23 protein-coding genes, 1 tRNA gene and 1 pseudogene are annotated in these 24061 nt (G+C 60.2%); 15 read left to right on the top strand and 10 right to left on the bottom strand.

Translation table 11 applies throughout. The features are described from left to right. Nucleotides 1-60 precede the first annotated feature (60 nt). Together Asbog_RS03205 and Asbog_RS03200 are read right to left on the bottom strand one after the other, a co-directional pair. Nucleotides 61-678, bottom strand: coding sequence for a YceI family protein (locus Asbog_RS03205; protein WP_062164069.1), 618 nt, complete (start codon nt 676-678; stop codon nt 61-63). Between the two features lie 31 nt (nt 679-709). Then, complete coding sequence (locus Asbog_RS03200; RefSeq protein WP_062164068.1) at nt 710-1321, bottom strand: FMN-dependent NADH-azoreductase; 612 nt, start codon at nt 1319-1321, stop codon at nt 710-712. 171 nt (nt 1322-1492) lie between these two features. On the opposite strand from Asbog_RS03200, the gene Asbog_RS03195 reads away from it, so the two are divergent. The 5 genes from Asbog_RS03195 (at nt 1493) to Asbog_RS03175 (ending at nt 6070) form a co-directional block, all read left to right on the top strand. Next, nucleotides 1493-2506: a LysR family transcriptional regulator gene (locus Asbog_RS03195; RefSeq protein WP_083510687.1), complete on the top strand. Its 1014-nt coding sequence runs from the start codon at nt 1493-1495 to the stop codon at nt 2504-2506. An 80-nt stretch (nt 2507-2586) separates the two neighbouring features. Further along, nucleotides 2587-3624 (top strand): tRNA preQ1(34) S-adenosylmethionine ribosyltransferase-isomerase QueA, encoded by a 1038-nt coding sequence (gene queA, locus Asbog_RS03190; protein ID WP_062164067.1) that lies wholly within the window; start codon nt 2587-2589, stop codon nt 3622-3624. Beyond that, nucleotides 3621-4793 (top strand): tRNA guanosine(34) transglycosylase Tgt, encoded by a 1173-nt coding sequence (tgt, locus tag Asbog_RS03185; protein WP_062164066.1) that lies wholly within the window; start codon nt 3621-3623, stop codon nt 4791-4793. The genes queA and tgt overlap by 4 nt, the downstream gene beginning before the upstream one ends. 13 nt (nt 4794-4806) lie before the next feature. Then, nucleotides 4807-5868, top strand: coding sequence for a tRNA epoxyqueuosine(34) reductase QueG (queG, locus tag Asbog_RS03180; RefSeq protein WP_062164065.1), 1062 nt, complete (start codon nt 4807-4809; stop codon nt 5866-5868). Next, nucleotides 5861-6070, top strand: coding sequence for a ribbon-helix-helix domain-containing protein (locus tag Asbog_RS03175; protein ID WP_062164064.1), 210 nt, complete (start codon nt 5861-5863; stop codon nt 6068-6070). Before queG ends, Asbog_RS03175 begins: the two co-directional genes overlap by 8 nt. 73 nt (nt 6071-6143) lie before the next feature. Here Asbog_RS03175 and Asbog_RS03170 read toward each other — a convergent pair whose 3' ends face one another. Together Asbog_RS03170 and Asbog_RS03165 are read right to left on the bottom strand one after the other, a co-directional pair. After that, nucleotides 6144-6395 carry a hypothetical protein gene (locus Asbog_RS03170; RefSeq protein WP_062164063.1) on the bottom strand — a complete coding sequence of 84 codons (252 nt, stop codon included), beginning with the start codon at nt 6393-6395 and terminating at the stop codon, nt 6144-6146. Continuing rightward, nucleotides 6392-6868, bottom strand: a complete 477-nt coding sequence (locus Asbog_RS03165; RefSeq protein WP_062164062.1) for a DUF2778 domain-containing protein — start codon at nt 6866-6868, stop codon at nt 6392-6394. The genes Asbog_RS03170 and Asbog_RS03165 overlap by 4 nt, the downstream gene beginning before the upstream one ends. A gap of 251 nt (nt 6869-7119) precedes the next feature. On the opposite strand from Asbog_RS03165, the gene Asbog_RS03160 reads away from it, so the two are divergent. The 4 genes from Asbog_RS03160 (at nt 7120) to Asbog_RS03145 (ending at nt 12370) form a co-directional block, all read left to right on the top strand. Next, a complete protein-coding gene (locus Asbog_RS03160) occupies nt 7120-10317 on the top strand; it encodes a hybrid sensor histidine kinase/response regulator (RefSeq protein ID WP_197669052.1) in 3198 nt (1065 codons plus the stop codon). 32 nt (nt 10318-10349) lie between these two features. Beyond that, nucleotides 10350-11177: a TerB family tellurite resistance protein gene (locus tag Asbog_RS03155; RefSeq protein ID WP_062164061.1), complete on the top strand. Its 828-nt coding sequence runs from the start codon at nt 10350-10352 to the stop codon at nt 11175-11177. Between the two features lie 134 nt (nt 11178-11311). After that, a complete protein-coding gene (locus Asbog_RS03150) occupies nt 11312-12157 on the top strand; it encodes a sulfite exporter TauE/SafE family protein (RefSeq protein WP_062164060.1) in 846 nt (281 codons plus the stop codon). A gap of 18 nt (nt 12158-12175) precedes the next feature. Beyond that, the gene (locus tag Asbog_RS03145; protein ID WP_062164059.1) at nt 12176-12370 is read left to right on the top strand and encodes a hypothetical protein; all 195 of its coding nucleotides are present in this window, start codon (nt 12176-12178) and stop codon (nt 12368-12370) included. Between the two features lie 150 nt (nt 12371-12520). Here Asbog_RS03145 and Asbog_RS03140 read toward each other — a convergent pair whose 3' ends face one another. Next, nucleotides 12521-13672: an aldose epimerase family protein gene (locus tag Asbog_RS03140; RefSeq protein ID WP_062165684.1), complete on the bottom strand. Its 1152-nt coding sequence runs from the start codon at nt 13670-13672 to the stop codon at nt 12521-12523. Nucleotides 13673-14031: 359 nt separating this feature from the next. Here Asbog_RS03140 and Asbog_RS03135 point away from each other — a divergent pair, with 359 nt between their 5' ends. From Asbog_RS03135 to Asbog_RS03125, 3 genes and pseudogenes are all read left to right on the top strand, one after another. After that, nucleotides 14032-14877 (top strand): MlaA family lipoprotein, encoded by an 846-nt coding sequence (locus Asbog_RS03135; protein ID WP_023979098.1) that lies wholly within the window; start codon nt 14032-14034, stop codon nt 14875-14877. A 12-nt stretch (nt 14878-14889) separates the two neighbouring features. Further along, the gene (locus tag Asbog_RS03130) at nt 14890-15507 is read left to right on the top strand and encodes an MlaC/ttg2D family ABC transporter substrate-binding protein (RefSeq protein WP_062164058.1); all 618 of its coding nucleotides are present in this window, start codon (nt 14890-14892) and stop codon (nt 15505-15507) included. 94 nt (nt 15508-15601) lie between these two features. After that, nucleotides 15602-16156 (top strand): annotated as a pseudogene (locus Asbog_RS03125) (metallophosphoesterase family protein); the annotation flags it as partial. 104 nt (nt 16157-16260) lie between these two features. Here Asbog_RS03125 and Asbog_RS03120 read toward each other — a convergent pair. The 3 genes from Asbog_RS03120 to Asbog_RS03110 all read right to left on the bottom strand — a co-directional run bounded on the left by Asbog_RS03120 (nt 16261) and on the right by Asbog_RS03110 (nt 18684). Beyond that, nucleotides 16261-16779: a GNAT family N-acetyltransferase gene (locus Asbog_RS03120; RefSeq protein ID WP_062164057.1), complete on the bottom strand. Its 519-nt coding sequence runs from the start codon at nt 16777-16779 to the stop codon at nt 16261-16263. Between the two features lie 68 nt (nt 16780-16847). Then, nucleotides 16848-18527, bottom strand: a complete 1680-nt coding sequence (gene ettA / locus Asbog_RS03115; RefSeq protein ID WP_023979103.1) for an energy-dependent translational throttle protein EttA — start codon at nt 18525-18527, stop codon at nt 16848-16850. An 83-nt stretch (nt 18528-18610) separates the two neighbouring features. After that, nucleotides 18611-18684: transfer RNA gene (locus tag Asbog_RS03110), tRNA-Ile, on the bottom strand. Between the two features lie 301 nt (nt 18685-18985). Between Asbog_RS03110 and Asbog_RS03105 the strand changes: the two genes are divergently transcribed. From Asbog_RS03105 to Asbog_RS03095, 3 genes are all read left to right on the top strand, one after another. Then, nucleotides 18986-19285 (top strand): SelT/SelW/SelH family protein, encoded by a 300-nt coding sequence (locus tag Asbog_RS03105; protein WP_062165683.1) that lies wholly within the window; start codon nt 18986-18988, stop codon nt 19283-19285. Nucleotides 19286-19438: 153 nt separating this feature from the next. Then, the gene (gene ppa / locus Asbog_RS03100; protein ID WP_062164056.1) at nt 19439-19960 is read left to right on the top strand and encodes an inorganic diphosphatase; all 522 of its coding nucleotides are present in this window, start codon (nt 19439-19441) and stop codon (nt 19958-19960) included. Between the two features lie 212 nt (nt 19961-20172). Further along, the gene (locus tag Asbog_RS03095) at nt 20173-21642 is read left to right on the top strand and encodes a carbohydrate porin (protein ID WP_083510927.1); all 1470 of its coding nucleotides are present in this window, start codon (nt 20173-20175) and stop codon (nt 21640-21642) included. A 66-nt stretch (nt 21643-21708) separates the two neighbouring features. Here Asbog_RS03095 and Asbog_RS03090 read toward each other — a convergent pair whose 3' ends face one another. After that, nucleotides 21709-22932: a glycosyltransferase gene (locus Asbog_RS03090; RefSeq protein WP_062165682.1), complete on the bottom strand. Its 1224-nt coding sequence runs from the start codon at nt 22930-22932 to the stop codon at nt 21709-21711. 164 nt (nt 22933-23096) lie between these two features. Continuing rightward, complete coding sequence (locus Asbog_RS03085) at nt 23097-24026, bottom strand: hypothetical protein (RefSeq protein WP_062164055.1); 930 nt, start codon at nt 24024-24026, stop codon at nt 23097-23099. Nucleotides 24027-24061: the final 35 nt, after the last annotated feature.

Raw genomic sequence — 24061 nt, 5'->3', positions numbered from 1 at the left:
CTTGTCAGGCGCGTTATCCGGCATGGGTACCGGGCCTGACCGAGGGGCATTATGCCCCGCTCAGGACTGGCGCTCGAAAGCCGCAGCGATGTGCAGGGTTACGGCATCGCCCACCAGCGGGACGTAGCGCGACACACCGAAGGCGCTACGCGAGATGGTCGCATTGCCTTCAAACCCGACCGTATCCTTCTTGTCGAGCGGGTTGACGCCACTACCGATCAGCTTCGCCTTGAAGGTGACAGGACGCGTGACGCCATGCAGGGTGAGATCACCGCTGATGCTCGCCATGCCTGCGCCATTGCGTACGATATGCGTCGAAACGAAATGCGCCGTCGGGAACTTATCGGCATCGAACCAGTCCGCGCCCTTGAGTTCACCATCCAGCTTGGCCACCGTGGTCTGGACCGAGGCGATCGGCAGGGTCACATCAAGCTTCGCCGCGTCGATATGGGCCGGATCGAGCGTGAGCGACCCCGATGCCTGCGAGAAAAACCCCGAGAAATTGGTGAACCCCATATGCAACAGCGTAAAGCCGACCTGCGTATGATAGGGCTCGACCGCATAGGTGCCGGCCTGCACGGCCTTGGGGTCGGGGGTCCCGCCCTTCTGGGCATGAGCCTGCGGCAATGCCGCCAGGGAGGTAACGAGCGTGAGACCGGCGAGGAAAGACTTGTTCACAACCGATGATCCTTGCGTGAGGGTTGACTGATCAGAGAGAGAGGGCGGCGATCTCGGCCCGGGCGGCCTTAAAGGCGGCCTCACGAGCTTCCGGCCCGCGGCTCAGACCTTCGGCACGGATCCAGGTGATGTCTTTCAGGCCCAGAAAGCCCAGGACCGCGCTCATATAGGGCTCCTGATGATCCATGACGGCAGCCGGGTTGCCCGGTGTGTAATTGCCGCCGCGCGTCGAGATCAGCACGACCTTCTTGCCCTGCGGCACAAGGCCGGCGGGACCGTTCTCGCCATAGCTGAACGTCTTGCCTGCCACCACGACACGATCGATCCAGTTCTTGAGCTGGGCCGGGACGGTGAAGTTGTACATCGGCACGGCAATGACGATCACATCGGCGGCAAACAGCTCATCCACATGAGCATTGCCACGCGCCAGATCGGCCTGAATCGTCTCATCGGTCACCTCAGCGCCGAACCGCGCTGCAACATGACCGGCGCTGAGCACCGGGATCGGGTGCGCAGCCAGATCATGATAGGTGATTTCAGCGCCGGGATGCGACGCCTTCAGATGCGAAATCGTCTCGGCCGTCAGGACCCGGCTGGCCGAGTTGTCACCAAGAATGCTGGAATCGATATGAAGAATCTTCATGGGCTACGCTCCTGAATACAGCGTCGATAAGGCGACGGGCGGCCCGTATCGAGCCTCACCAGCTGCCGTGAGGAGCGCACCGTCCCATATGTTGATCCATCTGGACACTTGATATATTCCGATAGATAGTATCGCTTCAGGTTATGGATAATCAGTTAGGGAAGAGGCGCAATGCTCGACCGTATCTCGCTCGATCAGCTACGCGTTTTCATTGCCGCCGCCGATGATGGCAGCTTTTCCGCCGCAGCCCGACGCTTCCGCCGGTCGCAACCCGCCATAAGCGAGATGATCGCCACGCTGGAATCCCAGATGGGTGTCGCGCTTTTTGACCGTATGGGGCGCTACCCGCAGCTCACAAAGGCAGGCGAGACCCTTCTAGCGGATGCACGCGGCATCGTACTGGGCGTAGACCACATGAAGGCGCGCGCTTACGGCATGTCATCGGGGATCGAGCCGGAATTATCGGTCGTGGTCGATGTGTTCTTTCCCATGGATCGCATGACACGCGTGGCACGTGGCTTTCGCGAGACCTTTCCCCACACGCCGCTGCGCCTTTATGTCGAGGCGCTTGGAGGCGTGTTCGAGCCGATCCTCGATTCAAGGGCCCGTATCGGCATTGCAGGCCCCCTCCCCGATCTGCCTGACGCGCTCTCCTCGGAAGTTCTGGGCGATATCCGTTTCATGATGGTGGCCTCGGCCGAGCACCCCCTGGCCCGTCACGAAGGTCCCATTCCACGTGAGGAACTCGCCCGGCATGTGCAGCTTGTGCTGACGGATCGTACCTCCCTTTCCGCCGGGCGCGAGCGTGGCATTTTCTCACCCTCGACCTGGCATCTGGCCGATCTCTACGCCAAGCATCACTTCCTGCTTGGCGGGCTTGGCTGGGGCGGCATGCCGGTCCACAGCATCAGGGCCGATCTGGACTCCGGCAGGCTTGTCGAACTCGATATTGACGGCTTCATCCCCGGCGGCTCGGCCATGCCCATGACCGCTGTCTACCCAACCGCCGAGCCGCCCGGCCCGGCGGGGCGCTGGCTGATCGACCACCTCAAGCTTTGTCCTGGCCATCAGGCCGAGGCTGAGAGTGCCGGCTTGCCCCGGAGCGATCACACACACCCCGACGAGCGGCTTCAACCGCAAATCACGACCGGTGCCTGCCGCTCCACGCAGCCGGTTCTTCCCTGACGACACATGCGCCGGCGGGGAATGGAAAGGATTATTTGCACTGGCATTTCAGGCCGGATCTGGCCTAAACGAAGCCGCCCATGCAGATATCCGATTTCGATTTCGATCTTCCGCGCGAGAATATCGCTCTGGAACCCGCCCGCCCGCGTGACAGCGCCCGCCTGTTGCGTGTTGCTGCCGGTCAGCCTTTGGCCGAGACGCGTATCAGCGATCTGCCCAGCCTGCTCGAACCCGGCGATCTGCTGATTGCCAATGACACGGCGGTCATCCGTGCCCAGCTCGCGGCACGACGCGGTGAAGCCAAAATCGGGATCACGCTCGATCGTATTCTGAGCGATGGCAGTTGGCATGCGCTGGCGAAAAACGCCCGCAAGCTGAAGCCGGGCGACACACTGCATTTCGGCACGGATCCCGTAACCGCTGAAGTGGTCGAGAATGAAGGCGATGGGGCAATCTCCATGCGCTTTTCCGCCGAGGGCGAGGCCTTTGACGACTTCCTCAAACGCGCTGGCGTTCTTGCCCTGCCGCCTTATATCGACCGCCCTACCGGCCCGACGGCGCAGGATGACAGCGACTACGCCACGATTTTCGAGCGCTACAAGGGCGCCGTTGCGGCACCCACGGCAGGGCTGCATTTCACGCCCGAGGTCCTGGCCGCCCTCGATGCGCGCGGCGTAAAGCGCCACACCCTCACCCTGCATGTGGGAGCGGGCACCTTCCTGCCCGTGCGTGACGAAATTGCCACCCACAAGATGCACGCCGAATGGGGCCGCATCGACGCCCAGACGGCACAGCTAATCAACGACACCCGCGCCAGCGGCCGGAAAATCGTGGCCGTCGGCACGACCAGCCTGCGTCTGCTTGAGAGCGCCGCCGATGAGCAGGGCATCGTTCTCCCCTGGGAGGGGGAGACCTCCATATTCATCAAGCCGGGCTATCGTTTCCGAGCGGTTGATCGGCTGATGACCAATTTCCATTTGCCGCGCTCGACCCTGTTCATGCTCGTCTGTGCCCTGGCCGGAACCGAGACCATGCGCGAGGCCTATCGTCACGCGATTGCCAATGGCTTTCGCTTTTATTCCTACGGAGATGCCTGCTTGCTGGACCGCGCCCCATGACCGAATCCGCCACGAAAATGCAGTGGAAGGCCGAGGCCTGTTGCGGTCAGGCGCGTGCAGGCCATCTGCATACCGCCCATGGCACGATCCCGACGCCTACCTTCATGCCGGTCGGTACGGTGGGCACGGTCAAGGCCATGACCATGGATGCCGTGCGCTCGACGGGTGCGGGTATCATTCTGGGCAATACCTACCACCTCATGCTGCGCCCCGGCGCCGAGCGCGTGCGCAAGATGGGCGGCCTGCATCGCATGATGGACTGGTCTGGCCCGATCCTGACCGATTCAGGCGGGTTTCAGGTCATGTCGCTCGGCGCGCTGCGCAAGCTCGATCAGGACGGGGTGACGTTCAACTCGCATATCGATGGCTCGAAGCATCGCCTGACGCCGGAAAGCAGCACCGACATCCAGCACGCGCTAGATGCCACCATCACAATGTGCTTCGATGAATGCCCCGCCCTGCCCGCCACGCCGGAGCGCCTCGAATCCTCCATGGAATTATCCATGCGCTGGGCAGCGCGCTCGCGCGAGGCCTTCGTGCAGCGCCCCGGCTATGGCCAGTTCGGCATTGTGCAGGGTGGCACGGAACGCGATCTGCGTGCCCGCTCGGCCAAGGCGCTGACCGATATTGGTTTTGAGGGTTATGCCATTGGCGGTCTGGCGGTGGGTGAAGGTCAGGAACTCATGTTCTCGACGCTCGATTTCACCACCCCGCTCCTGCCGCAGGACCATGCACGCTATCTGATGGGCGTGGGCACCCCCGATGATCTACTGGGCGGTGTGGAACGCGGTGTGGACATGTTCGATTGCGTCATGCCCACACGTGCAGGCCGCACGGCGCGCGCCTATACCGAGCGCGGCACGCTCAATCTGCGCAATGCCCGCCATGCCGAGGATAATCGCCCGATCAGCCCGGACTGCGATTGTCTGGCCTGCTCGCGCCATAGCCGCGCCTATCTGCATCATCTCTTCCGCGCCAATGAAATTCTCGGCCCGATGCTGCTGACCTGGCATAATCTCGCCTATTACCAGCGCCTGATGCGTGAGATACGCGCGGCCATCGTGGACGGCACTCTGCCGCAGAAAGCGCTTGCCCTGCGTGCCGGCTGGGCCGCGGGAGACTGGACGCAGGACGAATTTCCCCAGCCGGACTGGCCACCCGTCCCATGACGCCCTCTGCCCCATGAGCAAGAGCATCGAAGACCGCATCGCCGACCATGCGCGGCATCTCGGCTTCGATGCGATCGGGTTCTGTGACGCCACCCTGCCCGAAGAAGCCCGCACGCGGCTGCGCCAGTTCGTGGAAGACGGGCGCCACGGCACCATGAGCTGGATGGAACAGCGCATCGACCAGCGTGGCGACCCCAAGGCCCTTTGGCCCGAGGTCCGCAGCGTGATCTCACTCGGCCTGTCTTACGCACCAAAAGCCGATCCCGCCGAAACTCTGGACCAACCCGATACCGGCACGATCTCGGTCTATGCCCGCCATCGCGATTATCATGATGTGCTCAAGGGCATGCTCAAGCATCTGGCGCAATTCGTGGTCCGTCAGGATGTCGGTGGCGATGGCACACAGGTGAAGGTGTTTGTCGATACGGCGCCGGTTATGGAAAAGCCTCTGGCCGAGCAGGCCCAGCTTGGCTGGCAGGGCAAACATACCAATGTCGTCTCGCGCGATCATGGGTCATGGCTGCTTCTGGGTGAAATCTACACCACACTCGACCTCACCCCGTCACCACCACGCGCCGGGTCATGCGGCAGTTGTACGCGCTGCCTGACCGCCTGCCCCACCGACGCTTTTCCGCGCCCTTATGCGCTCGATGCGCGACGCTGCATCGCCTATCTCACCATCGAGCATGACGGGCCAATTCCAGTCGAATTTCGCAAGTCCATGGACAATCGCATCTATGGCTGCGACGACTGCCTGAATGCCTGCCCGTGGAACCGTTTTGCCGCGACCTCGCGCCATATGAAGCTCCAGCCCCGTGCCGATCTGATGGCGCCCCGGCTGGACGATCTGGCCCGTCTGGACGATGCCGGATTTCGCAGCTTTTTCTCCGGCTCGCCTATCAAGCGCATCGGCCGCAACCGCTTTGTGCGCAATGTTCTGATTGCGCTCGGGAATTCGCGCAACACTGACCATCTGGCCCTGATCGAAACCCTGACCGGGGACGAGAACCCGATGGTAGCTGAGGCGGCAGAATGGGCACGAGCCGAGTTGCTGGGTAACGAAGACAATGAGTGATCTTGTCAAACGCAGCTTCACGTTGTCGCGCCACCGCACCAGCATCGCTCTGGAGCCTGAATTCTGGGCCGTGCTGGAGGAAATGAGTGCTGGCAATTCGCTGGCGTCCCTGATCGCCAGTATCGATGCAACCCGCCCGCCGGAACGCCCGCTCGCCTCGGCATTACGGGTAGCCTGTCTGGCCTCTCTACGCAGTTCCTGAGCGCAATCCGGTAACGCTCAAGGCGTCCCGAATTGTCACGACTGCGAACACTGCCTGCTGTATCCTGCGGAATTCAGGCCTTGCGGCGGCTCATCAACGCACGCAGCCCTGTCACGATGACATAGGCCAGAATGAGGCTGACAAGCATCATGGTCGTCATGATGATACTGGCCTGACTCAGACCCAGGGCAAGAGCGTCATTGACGTAAAAAACGGGTGACAGAATCTTCCAGCTTCGACCCGACCAGGCAAAATAGTGATGCGTGGCATTACCCAGAGCGAGATAGATCAGAATGGCGACTGGCAGGGTGACAAGCGCTTTCATCTGACGTCCAGCGTCCCGTAAGACCGCATCCCGTTCACATAGGCCGGCGATTGAGCGAGCAGGAATTCACGCAGGCGATAGAAATCATGGGTTTCAGGCAATGTAATGCATCCCTTGCTGATCCCCCAGAACCCAACAGGATGCAGCCGGAAAGCCCCGCGCCTGATGCCGTCTATCGATGTCTGATCGTCTATGATGCCGTCATCACGGTAGAGGGCAAACCAGTCCTGACGATGGGTACCTGCGAAGAAATCACCGACATGATCCCTGACGACACCCAGTCGACCTCCGCACTGCCGATCGAGGATATGGTAAAGCCCCGTTGGGAGAGGACCGTTGTTCCTGTTGCTGGCCGCCGCGGGACGGTTGGTGAAGTCGCCGGACCCGGAATAGGCAGGAAAAGAGCCGAACCCCACGCAGGTAAGTACCGAAACGTCTCTCTCGTTGAGGTAGAATACGCAATGCGCGGGCAAGTGAGTTGTCTCCGATATCAGGCACAGAGCGATCTGCTCGAGTAATTATCTCTTTTACACTTTGCGGGATGCAGGACCATCACTGCAAGTCTCTGCATAGGCGGCTGCCAGTGAGGATTCAGGCGCTCCCACGATTGTTGCAACGCCTCTCACCTGACCGTGAGCAAACCTCTAGCCAATGACGATCGTTGTCGATATTTAACGACAACATCATAATGCTCACCTTCGTGATGCTGGGGCTTCATCGATCCATGACGTCTTGCCCATCTGGCACTGCCATCTCTCCTGACAGCCTCGAAGCCTTCATCGAAGCCGAGATCACGCGTGGCAGCTTCGCGAGTGAGCGCGCCATGATCGAAGCTGGCCTGACCCTGCTGCGTGAGAAAATGGCCACTTCCGCCAAGCGGGAGGGAGTCGCCTTTCCGCCTGCTGGTGGTCAATGCGGTGCGCTGATCCGTGGGCTGGACTGGGCGCAGCATGCCGTTGGCCCAACATGCCGATGGTCTGATCCGCTACGGGCAACGATTACCAATATCGTCAATTCCCCCGTGGCCAAGATGCTGCTTTGGGGGCCCGAGCAGATCCTGTTCTACAACGACGCCTTCAGTCTCATCGCAGGCGACCGCCACCCCTGCGCACTTGGAACGCCGCTCGCAAAAGCCTTCCCCGAACTCGATGCGTGGACAAGACCCGTTCTCGAAGCCGGATTGCGCGGGGAAGCCGCAAGTTTTCAGAATCGCAAGATCAGGCTCAACCGGCAGGATCAGATCGAAACGCTGATTCTCGATTTCTATTTCACGCCGGTCTATGAAACGGGCGAAGCGCCTGGCGGCGTCTTGTGCACCATCGTCAACAATACCGAGCGCGTTCACGCTGAGAAGCGTCTGGCCTCAAGCGAAGCGGAATTACGGCGCGTCACCGATGCGACGCCCATGCTCGTTTCCTATGTCGATCAGGCGCATGTCTATCGCTTTGCCAATGCCGCTTATGAATCCTGGCTTGGCCTGCCGCTTGAGCGCATCGTCAACTGTCCCGTCATCGAGGTCCTGGGGGCGCGCGTCTATGAAGACAGGCGCCCCGATCTGGAAGCCGCGCTCTCGGGCCGGTCTCTCACCGCTGAGACTCTCCTGCCTCATCAGGACGGCACAGAGCGTCATACAGAGTTCCGCTACGTGCCGCATATCGACGATGATGGGGTCGTGCACGGCGTGCATATCCTCGGCATCGATATCGAGGACCGGGCACGGCGTATCGCCGAGGTCGCCGCGAGCGACAGGCGTTTCCGCACCGCGATGGAAGCCGTTCATGGTGTGCTGTGGACCAACAGCGCCGATGGCCGCATGACGGGCGAGCAGCCGGGCTGGGCTGCGCTGACAGGCCAGACAAGCGAGGAATATCAGGGCTTTGGCTGGGCCAATGCCGTTCATCCGGACGACACCGCCGCCTCGGTTGTCGCATGGAACGCCTCCGTGTCGTCGCGCAGCATGTTCGTGCATGAGCATCGCGTGCGCAACCGCGACGGGCAGTGGCGCAATTTTGCCATACGCGCCCTGCCCATCCTCGATGACTCAGGCGAAATCACCGAATGGGTGGGGGTTCATACCGACATCACCCATCAACGCGCCGCAGAAGCTGCATTGCGCGATCACGCGGAAGACCTGTCCCGTCAGGTACGCCATCGCCAGAGGGCCGAAGAACAGCTGCGCAAGCTGAACGAGACGCTCGAAAACCGCGTGATCGAGGAGATCACGGAGCGACGTCAGGCCGAGACCCGACTGGCTCAGGCGCAGAAAATGGAATCCATCGGCAAACTGACTGGCGGCGTGGCGCATGATTTCAACAACCTGCTTCAGGTGATCAGCGGCAATCTGCAACTGCTCGGCAAATATGTGATGGGCAACAGCCGGGCCGAGCGTCACGTCAGCAGCGCAATGGGCGGCGTGCAGCGTGGTTCACGTCTGGCCAGCCAGCTTCTTGCCTTCGGCCGCCGTCAGGCACTCGAACCCAAGATCGTGAATGTGACCCGCTTCGTGCGTGGCATGGATGAAATGCTGCGCCGTGCAATTGGTGAGGGGATCGAGATCGAGACCATCGTTTCGGCTGGTCTGTGGAACACGTTCATCGATCCGGCACAGATCGAAAATGCCCTTCTGAATCTCGCCATCAATGCCCGCGATGCGATGGAGGGACAGGGCAAGCTGACGATCGAACTCGGCAACACCCATCTCGATGACGCCTATGTTCGTCAGCATGACGAGGTCAAGGCCGGGCAATATGTGCTTCTGGCCGTCAGCGATACCGGCACGGGTATGACACCCGACATTCTCGCCAAGGTGTTTGAGCCGTTCTTCTCGACGAAGGCAGAAGGCAAGGGCTCCGGGCTTGGCCTCTCGATGGTCTATGGCTTCGTCAAGCAGTCTGGCGGCCACATCAACATCTACTCCGAGCCGGGCGAAGGCACGACCATCAAGCTCTATCTGCCCCGTGCGATGGACGCCGAGGATGTCGAGATCGAACATCACATGGCCCCCGTCACCGGCGGCAGCGAGACCGTGCTGGTAGTGGAGGATGACGACGAAGTGCGGGCCACCGTGGTCGAGATGCTTTCCGACCTCGGCTATCAGGTTCTCAAGGCCACCGATGCCGCCAATGCGCTGGTGGTGATCGAAAGCGGTATGCCCATCGATATCCTGTTCACCGACGTGGTCATGCCCGGAACCCTCAAGAGCCCGGAACTGGCCCGTCGCGCCAAGGAGCGCCTGCCGGACATCGCTGTGCTTTTCACCTCGGGCTATACCGAGAACTCAATCGTGCATGGCGGCCGCCTGGATGCCGGGGTAGAGCTGCTTTCCAAGCCCTATACGCGCGACGCGCTGGCGCGGAAATTCCGCCATGTTCTGGCCAATCGCCAGCAACGCGTGCAGGCAACAGCGCCGCGCCAGCCGGACCCATCGGAAGCCTCGTCTGCCAGCGCCGGACAGGCGGCCCTCATTTCCGGGGCGGAGTCCGTCGGAATGGGCAACGCCCCGGCCCGCACGCTTTGCGTGACGGTACTTCTGGTTGAGGATGACCGTCTGATCCGTCAGGCTACCTCGGAAATGCTCAAGGAATCGGGCTTCCTGACCGTTGAGGCCGCCGATTACGACGAAGCCCTTATCGTGCTGCAAACCATGCCGGTTGATGTGTTGCTGACAGATGTGAACCTCCCGGGCCTCTCCGGGAAGGATCTGGCTGCGCAGGCGCGCCTGCTGAGGCCGGATATCGGGGTCGTTTTCGCCACAGGTGATGTCCATGCCGTCGAGGGCGATCCGTCTGTCGTCGTGCTGTCCAAACCCTATGACCTCACAACGCTCACTTCGTCCCTATCGCGTAGCCTTCCTCGCCTCTCGCCTCAGGCGCAACCGGCTGACGACACGGCTCCGGCCAAGGATCGCCCCGCCACTGTTTGAACTCTCCCCTGTGCTCATGCTACCGGTAGTGAATGGCATTCTGGGGAAAGATGTTCGGTGGCGTGGCCGGTTTCGCTGTTGGCGGACCGATGGGCGCGCTCATGGGTGCGGCGCTGGGCCATGCGGCCGATCGCGGCTCGCTGCTTGAAACACCAACCGGGGGATGGCACGAGCACTGGCGCACCAAGGGACAGCCTGATCCCAATGGGGCCGCTTTCATGGCCGCCGCCAAGATGTCCACCCTGCTTGGCAAGACCGATCAGCTTTATGCCATAGGTCTGGTCGCCCTCTGCGCCAAGATGGCCAAAATCGATGGTCCGGTGAACAAGGCCGAGATCAGGGCCTTTCGCTCGCTCTTCCAGTTCCCGGCCGATAACATGCGTGAAGTGGGCATGTTGTTTGATCGGGCCCGTGACCGCACGGATGATTTCGAGATGTATGCCCGCGAACTCGGCAAGGGCTTTACCAAGGACCGCGCCCCGCTTGAGCAACTGCTGATGGCGCTCTTCGTCATCGCTCGGGCGGATCTTCCCCCCGGCGCCGATCTGCATCCTGCTGAAACGGCTTTCCTGAAAAAGGTCCATGCGGCTTTTGGCCTGCCGCCCGGGGCGTGGGACAGGGCCGAGACGGGTCGTTCCGGTTCGGCCAGCAACGAGAATGATGCCTATGTCGAACTGGGTCTCACGCGTAGCGCCACGGATCAGGAAGTCAGGACGCGCTGGCGTGTGCTGATCAGGGAGCATCACCCCGATGTTCTGGGTCAGAAAAACCTCAGTCCCGATGCCCTGGCCAAGGCCGGTGATCGCGTCGCCCGCATCAACGCGGCGTGGGACCGGATCAAGCGCGACCGCAAATTGTAGCCCCTGCCTGCGTCATACCCTGCCCCTCTCACGTCGAGTTGCAAGCGATACGACACAGGCGGTCCTCCCCGACATGATTTGATAATTTGTTGAGAGTAATTCTCATATAGAAAAGACCCTCATGAGCCCGGCATATGCTGCTTGCCGGTGCGCCTTGCGGAAGCGGTTTCCCGGCCATGATGGTTTTTCTGCTCCTTTTCTGCCTCTCCTGTGCTGCCTTCACGATCTCCTCCGTTGCAGGCGGGGGCGCTGGCCTCGTGATCATGCCCGTGCTGGGCCTTGTGCTGGCCACACCCAAAATTCCGGCAGCACTCTCCATCGGCACCATGTGCAGCACGGTCGGGCGCATCGTCACCTTCTGGCAAGTCATCAACTGGCGGGTTGTTCTGTTTTTTACCCCGGCCGCCCTGCCAGCTGCCGCACTGGGCGTGTTCTGCCTGCGGCTCATGCCACCGGTTTATCTTGAGCTCGTTCTCGGCCTGTTTCTGAGCGGCAATGTCTTTCTGCTCCTTCGCCGCAGCCCGCCCGTAGAGACCGATCAGCGCCAGTGGCGCTACCTGCCTGCCATAGGGTTCGCGGCAGGGTTCGTTTCCGGATTCACCGGTGCGACAGGCCTCCTTTTCAACCGGTTCTACCAGAAGCTGGGCCTGCAGAAGCAGGCACTGATTGCCACGCGCGCAGCCAATGAGGTGCTGCTTCATGCCATCAAGCTGGTGCTTTACGCGCAGTTCGGCCTGTTTGATCGCGGGGTCTTTCTGGCTGGGGTTTGCGTTGGTGTCGCAGCGCTGGCCGCTATCAAGGTGACACAGTGGGTCCTGCCTCTGCTGACCCACGCCCAGTTTTGCCGGATCGGCCATGCTGCGGCTGCGGTGGCAGGAGTTCTTATGCTGAGCGGTGCTGCCCACCAGATTGTTCAGAAGGATGCGATGTCGCTTAGCTACGGGCGCGCCCATGGCGAGACGGAACTGGCCATGACATGACGCAGTCACCGGCTGGCAGTGGAATTCGAGCGGCCTCTGGAACTCGAGGTCAAACATCGGGTGGCCAGCGTGATCGACCCGCAGACAGGCCGTTCAGGCGCGCGTCTGACGGTGCTGCATCTTGCGGCCAATCGTGGCCTGTTCATCACACGGCGCGACCTGCATGGCGAACATGAATACGGCTTCCATCGACGCCACCGGCATGACGCATAGCGACGTACCCACGGCATGACGGGACCAGATCAGGGCTCCTGAGACCGTGAACGCCGTGCCTCCCAAGCCCTGTGGCCGTAGCACCAGGCGTAAAAAAACCCCGCACGCCCGGAGACATGCAGGGTTCTTTCGGGTCGGGCCGCAGGAAGCTTAGCGGGTTCCGAGCTTGAAGATGGTCGTGTAGTCGAACTTCTGCCCCGGACGGAGTTCCGTGGTCGGGAAGGACGGATGGTTCGGGCTGTCGGGATAATGCTCGGCTTCAAGGGCCAGCGCGTCGGTCTGACGATAGGCCCGATGGGAGATACCGGCATATTTCCCGGTTAGCGAATTGGAGGTGTAGACCTGCAATCCCGGCTGGTTGGTCGAGACCTCGAGCGTGCGACCCGAGGCCGGATCGAAAATCACCGCAGCAGGCCGCGGGGCTTTGCCGTAGGCACCATCGACAATCCAGTTATGGTCATAGCCACGAGCAATCAGCATCTGAGCAAAGTCGCTGCGCAGATGATCACCGATCCGCATGGGCTTGCGGAAATCAAGCGGCGTTCCCGCCACTGTGGCCAGCTCGCCCGTCGGGATCGAGGTGCCGTCGGTCGGGGTATAACGCTCGGCGTTGATCTGCATGACCTCGTTCTCGATCGAGCCCGAACCCTCGCCATTCAGGTTCCAGTAGGAATGATTGGTCAGGTTCAGCACGGTCGGCGCATCGGTTGTCGCCTGATAGTGCAGGCTGAGCGCGTTGTTTTCATCCAGCGTGTACGTCACGCTGGTCGTGAGCGTGCCGGGGAAACCCTGATCGCCATTGGGGCTGACAAGGCGCAGCGTGACCGAAGCACCCTTGGCGTTCTTTTTCGTGTCCACCAGCGTCCAGACATGCTTGTCGAAACCGATTTTTCCACCATGCAGGGCGTTTGGCGGGTCGGTCAGATCCGTATGATAGCTCTTGCCATCAATGGTGAAGGTGCCATGAGCCAGACGATTGGCGTAACGGCCGATCATGGCCCCGAAAAACAGGCCGCCCTCAGCCGAGTCCTTCGTGTAGCCCTCAAGCGTGCCGAAGCCCAGGACCAGATCCTGCACATGACCTGCACGGTCCGGTGCTTCCACAGACTGGATGATGCCGCCATAGGTGATGACACGGACCGTCATCGCATGATCGTTGGTCAGGGTGATGATTTTGACATCCTCACCGGCAGGAGTCTTGCCCCAGGGCTGGACCGTCACAGCTGGCGCAGCCTGCGCCGCACCGTCCATTATCCCCGCAAGCGCCACCAGACATACGGCGCTCTTCACTAATGCTTTCATGGACAAGGTGCTTCCATCTGTTGATTCGCCGCCACACTGGTCGGAGAAATGATCTGTGTCAAAGTATATAAAGTTCATTTTCCTCAACCGCAGCCCACCTCAAACGCTACGCATACGGCATGAGTTGGCATCTACGGTCTGGCGTCTGACAGACATCGTGCTAGAAAACCACGATGCTGCGTCTGTCGCGAGACAGCACGGACATTCTCTCCCCGTCGGAGAGAACGTTTCCTGCTGAATTGTGGAGGACGCGATGAGGTAACAGGACCGGAGTTGAGTGACGGCTCCGGATAAACGATCGTGAGCAGGTGCGCAGTATGTGGCGCGACCGAGCGCGCTGACACGACTTGGGGATTGCGATGACCGCACCGCTAGGTGATTCCGATAACCGGCCAACAGCCGGAACTGCCGATTCAAGCCGTAAGAGACGGCGCGAGCAGCGCAAGGGCGGCCGTGTTCTCATCGGGCTGAGCGCCCTTCTCTCCCTGAGTGCCTGCGCAAGCTGGCGCAACCCGCCGCCGAAAGATCCCGAGGCGCTGGCGGACTACAAGGAAGCCAACGACCCCTACGAGCCGGTCAACCGCAAGATGTATGGCATCCAGATGTGGGCCTATCATCACGCGCTGCGTCCGGTGGGCAAGGCCTGGGCCTGGGCGGTACCTAAGCCGATCCGCAACTCGATCGATAACCTGAACCAGACATGGTACATGCCAACGGTCTTTTTCAGTGATGTCGGCGCCGGCAAGCCACGCCGCGCTGGTGATGACTTCATGCGTTATGTCATCAACATGACACTTGGCGCTGCCGGGTTTATCGACGTTGCAACATCGCTGGGCTATCCGCATCATGACAGCGATCCGGGTCTGACGCTGGCGACATGGGGCGTACCGAGCGGCCCCTATCTCTTCCTGCCGGGCCTCGGCCCCAACACGCTGCGCGATGCTGGCGGTTACGCCATCGCTCAGGGCCTGTCGCCCATCAACTACGTGCCACGCGGCTATGGCCTGCTGACCTTCAACTGGGCCTATAACGTCGCTGGCGTGCTGGGCGGATTCTCGTCTCATATTGACGAGATCGATCAGGTCGAGCAGGATTCACTCGATCCGTACGCGTTTATTCGTAGCGCCTGGCAGCAGAACCGCGCCAGCCAGGTTGACTCGCTCCGCAACGACCACCGGGCGACCGTGCCGGACTGGTACAATTAAGGACCTCCCGACATGTTCAAAACCTGCATCTCTTTCTCTCGTCGCGCAGCGCTTGGCGTTCTGACCACAGCGCTCGTTTCCGTCGCAGCCCTGTCCACACCGGCCCATGCTGAAGATGCACAGGGCTTCGTGACGGCTTTCGGTAGCAAGCTCGTCGGGATCATCAACAGCGACAAGGGCCTGGCTGAGAAGAAGGCCGAAGTTCTGCCCCTGCTGCAAAGCAATGTGGACATCGCCACCATCGGCAAGTTCTGCCTGGGACGTTACTGGCGCACGGCCACCCCTGATCAGCAGGCCCAGTATTTGAAGCTATTCCATCAGGTTCTGGTCAATGCCGTTACGGACAAGATCGGTGACTATCGCGGCGTGAGCTTCAAGGTGACCGGCGAGACCAACACCCCCAACGGTGAACTCGTCAGCGCCCAGATCATGCGCCCCGGTCAGCCGGTTGCCGATATGGGCCTTCTGATCGCCCATGACGGCGGCATGAAGATTGTCGACATGATTGGCGAGGGAACGAGCCTGCGTCTGACCCAGCGTCAGGATTACAGCTCCTATCTCGCCCGCAATGGCGGCAATGTCGCTACACTGATCAGCGCACTCGAGCGTCAGCTCTCGCATCGTCACTGATGACACATCCTTTTCGTCGGGAGTTGTGACGCTCCCGACGAAAAGACCTGCTTCATGAAAATAACCACCCTTTCGGACATACACGGCACTTGATGCCGTCCTGGCAGATTGCGCCCTGCACAGCGTCGACCAGCCGGTCATTCTGGGCGATCATTTCTCTGGTCCGCGCCTGCCCTTCGAAACAGCCGAAAGACTGATCTCCCTCGCCCCGACTGCCATAGCTGGCAATCACGAGCGGCAGCTTCTCACGCAATCATTTCATGAGATGGGAGCGCCCGACTGCTTTACCTGCCGGGCCCTCGCCCCTCATCATTTCGACTGGATGACGAGGCTTCCGGCAACGCTTCGGCTGGAAAGCGATATTTTTCTCATTCATGGCACCCCCATCAGCGACACCGCCTATTTCCTTGAAACTGTCGCGGTCGGGGGCCTGCGTCCCGCTACGCGGGCAGAAATCGTCGCCCGCCTCATCCTGTGCGGTCATCCCCATATCCAGCGCGAGGTGGCCTTCGGAAAAGGGAGACTGGTACTCAATCCCGCTAGCGCGGGCCTGCCTGGCTATGAGGATAACGAACCGTTCCCTCAGCAGATCAGCAATGTCTCTCCGCACGCGCGTTACGCGCTACTTCACGGCGCAAACGGCAACTAGGCTGCCAGCTTCCATATAGTCGCCTATGACTGGGAAGAGGCGGCACAAACTGCAGAAAGAAATGGCCGGCCAGACTGGGCCAAGGCACTGCGTACGGAGCGCCCTTAGGTCAAAGCAGGTTGCTTGTCCTGCCTGATTTCATAAACGAGCATCAGATAACCATCGCGCTCGAAGCTTTCCACATGGTGCATGCCGATACTGCCCAGCACGATGCGTGAGGGCATGTTGTCCTCGCGGGTGACGCCCACCACGCGTTCGACGCCGGCATCCAGCGCAAAACGCAGCGCAGCGCCCGCTGCCTCGCGCGCAATACCACGCCCGGCGGCCTCGGGTACCAGGGCGAAGCGCAGGCCCAGGCCGCGCCCGTCCGGACGCTCATGCAACCCCGTGATACCCACGAAGCGATTATTTTCGCGAATGGTAAAAATACCGATGCCGCGCTTTGCCCAGAAAGCGAGGTCATCGGCCATTTCGTCCTCAACCTGCCGGAGCGAGCGGACACCCCCCAGCATACGCCCGAATGAGGCGCCATTGGTCTTGAGGCGAATCATGTCCTGCATATCGTGCCAGCTTACGGGCTGCAGCACGAGCCGCTGGGTCCGTATCTGACGGCCAAGCGTCACGATGCGTACCCGGTCATGACATCGGCAAGAGAGATGTCAGAGATGAACAGCTCCGACATCTTCATCCCTTAGCGTGCGATGGGGCGATACTTGATACGGCTCGGTTCGGTCGAATCCGGGCCAAGGCGACGACGCTTGTCTTCTTCATAATCCTGGAAGTTACCCTCGAACCATTCGACATGGCTATCACCCTCGAAGGCGAGGATATGCGTGGCCAGACGGTCGAGGAACCAGCGATCATGCGAGATGACCACGGCGCAACCGGCGAATTCGGCAAGAGCGTCTTCGAGTGCACGCAGCGTGTCGACATCGAGATCGTTGGTCGGTTCGTCGAGCAGAATGACATTGCTGTCCTTCTTGAGCATCTTGGCCAGATGCACGCGGTTGCGCTCACCACCCGACAGCACGCCGACGCGCTTTTGCTGATCGGAGCCCTTGAAGTTGAAGGCCCCGACATAGGCGCGTGACGGCACCGTGCGCTTGCCCAACTGGATGACATCCGTGCCGCCCGAGATTTCTTCCCACACCGTCTTGCTGTCATCGAGCGAGTCGCGTGACTGATCGACATAGCCGAGCTTGACCGTGTCACCGATCTTGAGTGCACCGCCATCCGGCTGGTCCTGACCCGTGATCATCTTGAACAGCGTGGACTTACCCGCACCGTTCGGCCCGATCACACCCACGATACCACCCGGCGGCAGCTTGAAGTTCAAGCCGTCGATCAGCAGACGATCGCCGAAGCCCTTGGAGAGATTCTCCGCCTCGATGACCGTGCCACCCAGACGGGGGCCGGGGGTGATGACGATATCGGCCGTGCCACCGGCACGCTCCTGACTGGCGGCCAGCATTTCCTCGTACTTGGTGATACGGGCCTTGCTCTTGGCCTGACGGGCCTTCGGCGAGGCGCTGATCCACTCCTGCTCGGCGGCAAGGGCTCGCTGGCGCGAGCTCTCTTCCTTCTCTTCCTGAGCCAGACGCTTGCGCTTCTGGGTCAGCCAGGAAGAGTAATTGCCTTCGAACGGATAACCACGACCGCGCTCGATTTCGAGAATCCAGTTCGTGACATTGTCGAGGAAGTAGCGGTCATGGGTAATGACCATGACGGTGCCCTGATAGTCGCGCAGGGTCTTTTCGAGCCAAGCCACGCTCTCGGCATCGAGATGGTTGGTCGGTTCGTCGAGCAGCAGCAGGTCGGGCTTTTCGAGCAGCAGGCGGCACAGCGCCACGCGACGGCGCTCACCACCAGAAAGCATGGTGACAGGGCTATCAGCAGGCGGGCAGCGCAGGGCTTCAAGAGCGATCTCGAGCTTGCGGTCCAGCTCCCAGCCATCGCCAGCGTCGATCTTTTCCTGCAATTCGGCCTGTTCGGCCAGAAGCGCGGTCATTTCATCGTCGGTCATCGGCTCAGCAAAAGCCATCGAGATCTCGTTGAAGCGATCCACCGCGTGCTTCAGGTCACCGAAGCCGAGTGCCACGTTCTCACCGACGGTCAGGGACTCGTCGAGCTTGGGCTCCTGCTCTAGATAACCGATGCGCGCGCCTTCAGCGCCCCAGGCCTCACCGCCATATTCCTTTTCGATACCGGCCATGATCTTGAGCAGAGTCGATTTACCGGCGCCGTTGACGCCGAGCACACCGATTTTGACGCCGGGAAGGAAGGACAGGGTGATACCCTTGAAGACCTCACGGCCCCCGGGATAGGCCTTCGTCAGGTCCTTCATGACATAGACATACTGATAGGCGGCCATGACGGATCTCCTGATGGAATGGTCGGACGGAATAGGACGAGAACGCGGCTCGAGTGCGCTCCGCATAGGAGCGTAAAAACCCCTGCGCCCGGCAGGACTCGAACCCGCAACCAAGCCGTTATGAGCGGCCTGCTCTAACCAATTGAGCTACAGGCGCACAGGTTGTGCAGGAAATCGCGCAATTCGGCCCCATTTGCAAGACGACATGACAAAGAAATAGGTCTGTTCGTCATTTTGTCTGTCATTGCCTGCGAGAGCTCTCCCGCCGCATCACAGGCATCTCCCCAGCCTCGCACGATCGTCGTGCTTCAGGACACGGGTATTGCACGAGCAACAAGATATGACTGGTTTCCACCCTGACCCATTCTTAAATCTTCCTACAAATCAAAAGACGACCTGATCGGACGGTCATGACAGGGACAATAACGATGCCAGACAATACGACAGCACAAAGCCCCATGCCGCTCCCCTCTTCCCTCCCCTCGGCCGGGATACGTATTGCGATACGCTACTGCACCCAATGCAACTGGATGTTACGCTCCGCCTGGATCGCCCAGGAATTGCTGCAGACCTTCGGCACTGAGCTGGCAGAAGTCGCCCTCATTCCCGATACCGGGGGGCACTTCAGTATCATGGCGGGTGATCATCTGATCTGGGAGCGCAAGCGCGACGGGGGTTTCCCCGGCCCCAAGGACATCAAGCAGCGCGTTCGCGACGTGATCGCCCCGGAGCGTGATCTGGGCCATGTTGATCGGTAAATCACGGGCAAAGAGCATGATCCTTATCACATCTGCCCAGAACCGTGACCAATAGAACAACATGGACGGTACATAACGTTACGGCATCTGTGCAGGGAGGAAACGAGCGGTTAAGATAAGGCGATCAATTCACCCCCACCAGGACATGTAGTGATGGACGTCAGCAAGATCTCCCCCGGCAAATCCGTTCCCGATGACATCAATGTCGTGATCGAGATCCCGCAGGGCTCTTCGGTCAAATATGAAGTGGACAAGGAAAGCGGCGCCGTTTTCGTCGATCGCTTCCTTTTCACCCCGATGTACTATCCGGCCGCGTATGGTTTCATTCCGAATACGCTGGCTGCTGATGGCGACCCGGCCGATGCACTGGTTCTGGCACCGGGGCCGATCGTTCCGGGTGCGGTCATTCGTGCGCGCCCCATTGGCATGCTGAAGATGGAAGATGAAAGCGGACAGGATGAAAAGATCATCTGCGTGCCTCACGACAAGATCCACACGCAGTATACCGATGTAAAAACGATCGACGATCTGCCTGAAATCACTCTGAAGGCAATCGGCCACTTCTTCGAGCGTTATAAGGACCTCGAGCCTAACAAGTGGGTCAAAGTCTCGGGCTGGGCAGGACCAGAAGAGGCCAAGAAAGCGATTATTGCTGCTCTTGAAGCCGCCAAGTAACACCACCACGCTGTAATAAACAGTGACCGGAAAGACACAGCGTCTTTCCGGTTTTTTATATCACAGCGCTGTGAGCCTAATCCGGCTTTCTGCCCCATTGCCAAATCTAAATTAGATGTAATAAAAGGGTCATGTTGGGATAAGGAATGAAATACCTCATCCCGGAAAGTCACGGAACCTCGCGTTTTTCATCCGACTGGCGGATTGCACTCATGTCTCTTCCCCGTATCTCCACTAAGGCGCTGGGTGTCGTCACCACAGCTCTCGCTACCCTTGCTGCCATGCCGTCGGCCCAGGCGCAGTCGCCTCTGGCTGGGGGTGCGCCCAACGGCACAGGCCTTGCACCTTCGGTGCGTGTCTCGAGCCCGATCGGCACAGTCAATTTCCAGAATTCATCCGTCCCGCCCCTGCCCCATCCGGAGGCCATTTTCGATGATCCATGGGGATGGAACACCTGGCTGCGCCAGCATGGCGTCGCGATCCTTCTGGACACGACCAACGAATTCGCGGGTGCCATCACGAGCCCGACCAAAGGCTTGGGCCTGAGACAGGGCAGCAGCAATGCCGGTCAGTATGGCTTTGAAAACGATATCGACTGGGAAAAGCTTGCCGGTATTCGCGGCTTTTCGACCCACGCCGTGTTCGTCGGACGTTACGGTATTCCTGCCAGCCGCATGTTTGGTGACAACCTGAACCCCAGCCAGGAAATCTATGGCGGTGGCGGTAACGTGGTCGTTCACCTTGTCTATATCTACGGTGAAGAAACGCTGTTCAATGGTCACCTCGACATTGCCGCCGGTCGTATTCCGCTGCTGACCGACTTCTCGTCGAACCCGCTGTACTGCAACTTCATGAATAATGCCTTCTGCGGTAACCCGAAGGCCTCTTCTGACAATACCAGCCATTCATCCTACCCGGATTCGAACTGGGCAGCGCGTGTCCGTGTTCGTCCGTCGCAGTACACCTACCTGCAGGCCGGCGTTTACTTCAACACGATGGGCATCTACGGCGTGCAGCAGATGCGCACGGGCTTCAAGTGGAACGGCGCGGATATCAATGGCGAGGCCGCACCGGTCGAGTTCGGCTGGGAGCCGATCTTCGGCAAGGACAAGCTGCCGGGTCACTACAAGCTTGGTGGTATTGTCGATACGGCACCCCATCCGGACGTGTTGTACGATATCAACGACAATTACTGGGCTGTAACGGGCCAGGCCCGCAAGGTTCACAACAACTCGTGGTCTGCCTATGCTCTGGCCGATCAGATGATCATGCGTCATAAGGGCAATGGTCCCGATGCCGGCATCACCCTGCTTGGCGTGTTCTACAACAACTCGCCTGTAACCCAGACGCGTGAACGTCAATACTCGATCGGCGTGCTCGATCGTGGTTTCTGGAAGTCCCGTCCGCTGGATGCCTGGGGTGTAAACTTCAGCTACATCCAGGTCTCCAAGAAGGTCAAAACCGCTCAGGAAATCCAGCAGAGCCTGGGTTATCAGACCCTGCTTAACGGCTCGTTCTTCCCGCAGACCAACGGGATGGTCATCGAAGCGATGTATCAGATCCGCGTCTGGCGCGGCATCACCTTCGCTCCTGATTTCCAATACTTCATCCGTCCGGGTGCCCAGCAGGGCCTGAAGGATGCAGCAACACTCGGCTTCAAGTCGCACATCGAAATCTTCTGATCCTCACACGCCCCTGCCTCGCAGGGGCCTCGATCAGCCTGCGCTATACACGCCCTTATTGCCTTTTCATCCCACGATGGAGGCGATAAGGGCGTCGTAGTTTTCGAGATAGCCCTGAAGCGACAGCTCGGCTTCCGCATGTCGACGGGCTGCCCGGCGCAAGCGGGCCGCCAGCTTTCGGTCCTCAAGAATTTCGAGGATAGAATCCGCAATGCGATCGGGTTCGAGAAACGGGGTCAGTAATCCTGTCCGTCTATCCGTAATGAACTCTTCCACCGGAGCCGTCTGGCTTCCCACGATGGCGCACCCCGTTGCCATGGCCTCACGCAAGGACCATGAGGCGACGAAGGGATAGGTCAGATAGACATGCGCATCAGAGCGTCGCAGCGTAAGCCTGAACGTGTCGTAATCGACCTTGCCCAGAAAATGCACCCGATCGGTGTCTATGCGTCCCGCCACTTCCTTCAAGAAGATATCGCGCCAGCTTCCCGCATCTGAAGGAGGCGGCGCACCATAGCTTGTCCCGTCGCCACCGATCAGGACGATCCGTGCGTCGGGGCGTTCATCGAGAATACGCGGGAGCGCCCGCATGAAGCTATGGATCCCGCGATAGGGCTCAAGGTTGCGCGCCACAAAGGTCACAAGCTTGTCCCCGGGGCGGATCACCAGGTCGCCGATAACGACATCGCTTTTGAACACCGCTTGATCTGGCGCACAGAGATCGAGATTGACCCCTTCGCGCAGCAGCTTGATGCGGCCATGCGTCCAGTCGGGATACGTCCCTCTCTGAAACAGCGTGGGGGTCTGACCATGCTGGTTCAGGTTCAGGGCAAGGAGATTGATGGCGTTCTTGACCCGGACATTGGGCGCCAGATCGGGCCGGGGCGGAAATTCCGGATCGAAATCAACGTCATTCTTGTCAGTATGATAGAAGAACTCGAAATAGCCGAGAATGGGCGTTGAGGGATACACATCGACCAGGTTGAGCAGTTCGCCCCAGCCATGATGCCCGATAATGATATCAGGGGTGTATCCAAGACCCTTGAGTGTCTGCGCTGCCCTTGCAACGGCTTCCGCTCGGCTCAGCCCCATCTCAAGTTCGCGTAGCGAAGGATGGGTATGAGGCGATACCACACGTTCCTGACGATAGAGAACGCGCCTGACCCCCGGCAGATATCCTTCATTGGCCTCGGAAATGAAAACGATCTCGTGGCCTCCCTGCTCATGAAGATGCCTGACCAGATGAAGAAACTGACCCGGGAAATTCTGGTGCACGAACAGGAAACGCAAGACGACAAAGCCTTCTGGCTGGCAGGGACACAGGGAACGGCAGGGCAGCATCCGCGCGCATCGGTGCGGGACGCCGTTTCAGCCATTCGTCAGATCTGAGAGTGACAGGAAATCACGGCAAAAAAACAGCCCCGATACCGACCGGTACCGGGGCTGGCCCAAACTCAGGCGTCGCTTGTCTTGCGACGCGAGACGGGCTTTTTAGCAGGTTTGGCGGCTCGCTCTTCCTTGGCAGCAGGGGCCACCGCACCGTTACGAGGCAGGATTTCAAGATGGAATGCCTCGAGCGGTGCAAGAGACTCGGCTTCCAGCGTTACGCCACCCGCGACCGGCCCGATGCGCGTGCCATCCGTGAAGGTCGCGCTGATCGCGATATCGTATTTTTCCTCGGCACCATTCTTGAGACGTACGCATAGGCCCAGAATCGGCAGGGCCATGCCGCGCGATCCGCAATATTGACCGGCCTCGGCCCAGGGGGAGAGCCACCCCTTACCAAGAACAGCCTGATACTCGATATCCTCAGGTGCAACGAGAGATTGCGGCGCAATGCCAAAACCCTCAATCCAGTTCTGGCTGCCCGGCTCACCCATCCACTCCCCGATCTGGGCCAGTACGTCGCCACGACGCTGCACATGGGCGGCAAGTTCAGGCTTGAAATCAGGGTTGCTCGCAGCAGCAGGTGCAGCTTGGGCAGGCTGGGCAGCGGGCGCAGCAGCCGGCGCGGCGGCTGCCGGATCGCCCGAGAGACGCGCCACCTGGATGCCAGGGGCAGGCAGCGAGCTGTCAGGGGCCTGGTATGTCGTCACCATAACCTGAGCAGGACCACGCGCGACACGAACAAGCGCTGCACCGGCACCTGCGCCGTGGCTGCTGCTGATCACACCATCATCTTCGAAGGTTTTGATCGTCACAATGCCGTTGGGCATGTTCGGCGCCTGCGTGACGGTCACCGCGGGATAGCCGTTAACGCTCTGGACCGCGTATTCCGGCGGCAGGAACACACAAAAAAGACCGGCGTCAAAGGTCATCAGAGAAGCATGAACCTTGAGCTGAACAACCTGCTCCGTCCCTGAAGAACTCGCGGAATTAGACATCTATATCGACCCATCTTTGATTTAGGTGTGCATTT

Source organism: Asaia bogorensis NBRC 16594 (assembly GCF_001547995.1).
Classification (GTDB): Bacteria; Pseudomonadota; Alphaproteobacteria; order Acetobacterales; family Acetobacteraceae; genus Asaia; species Asaia bogorensis.
This window is presented reverse-complemented; position numbering and strand designations above follow the sequence as displayed.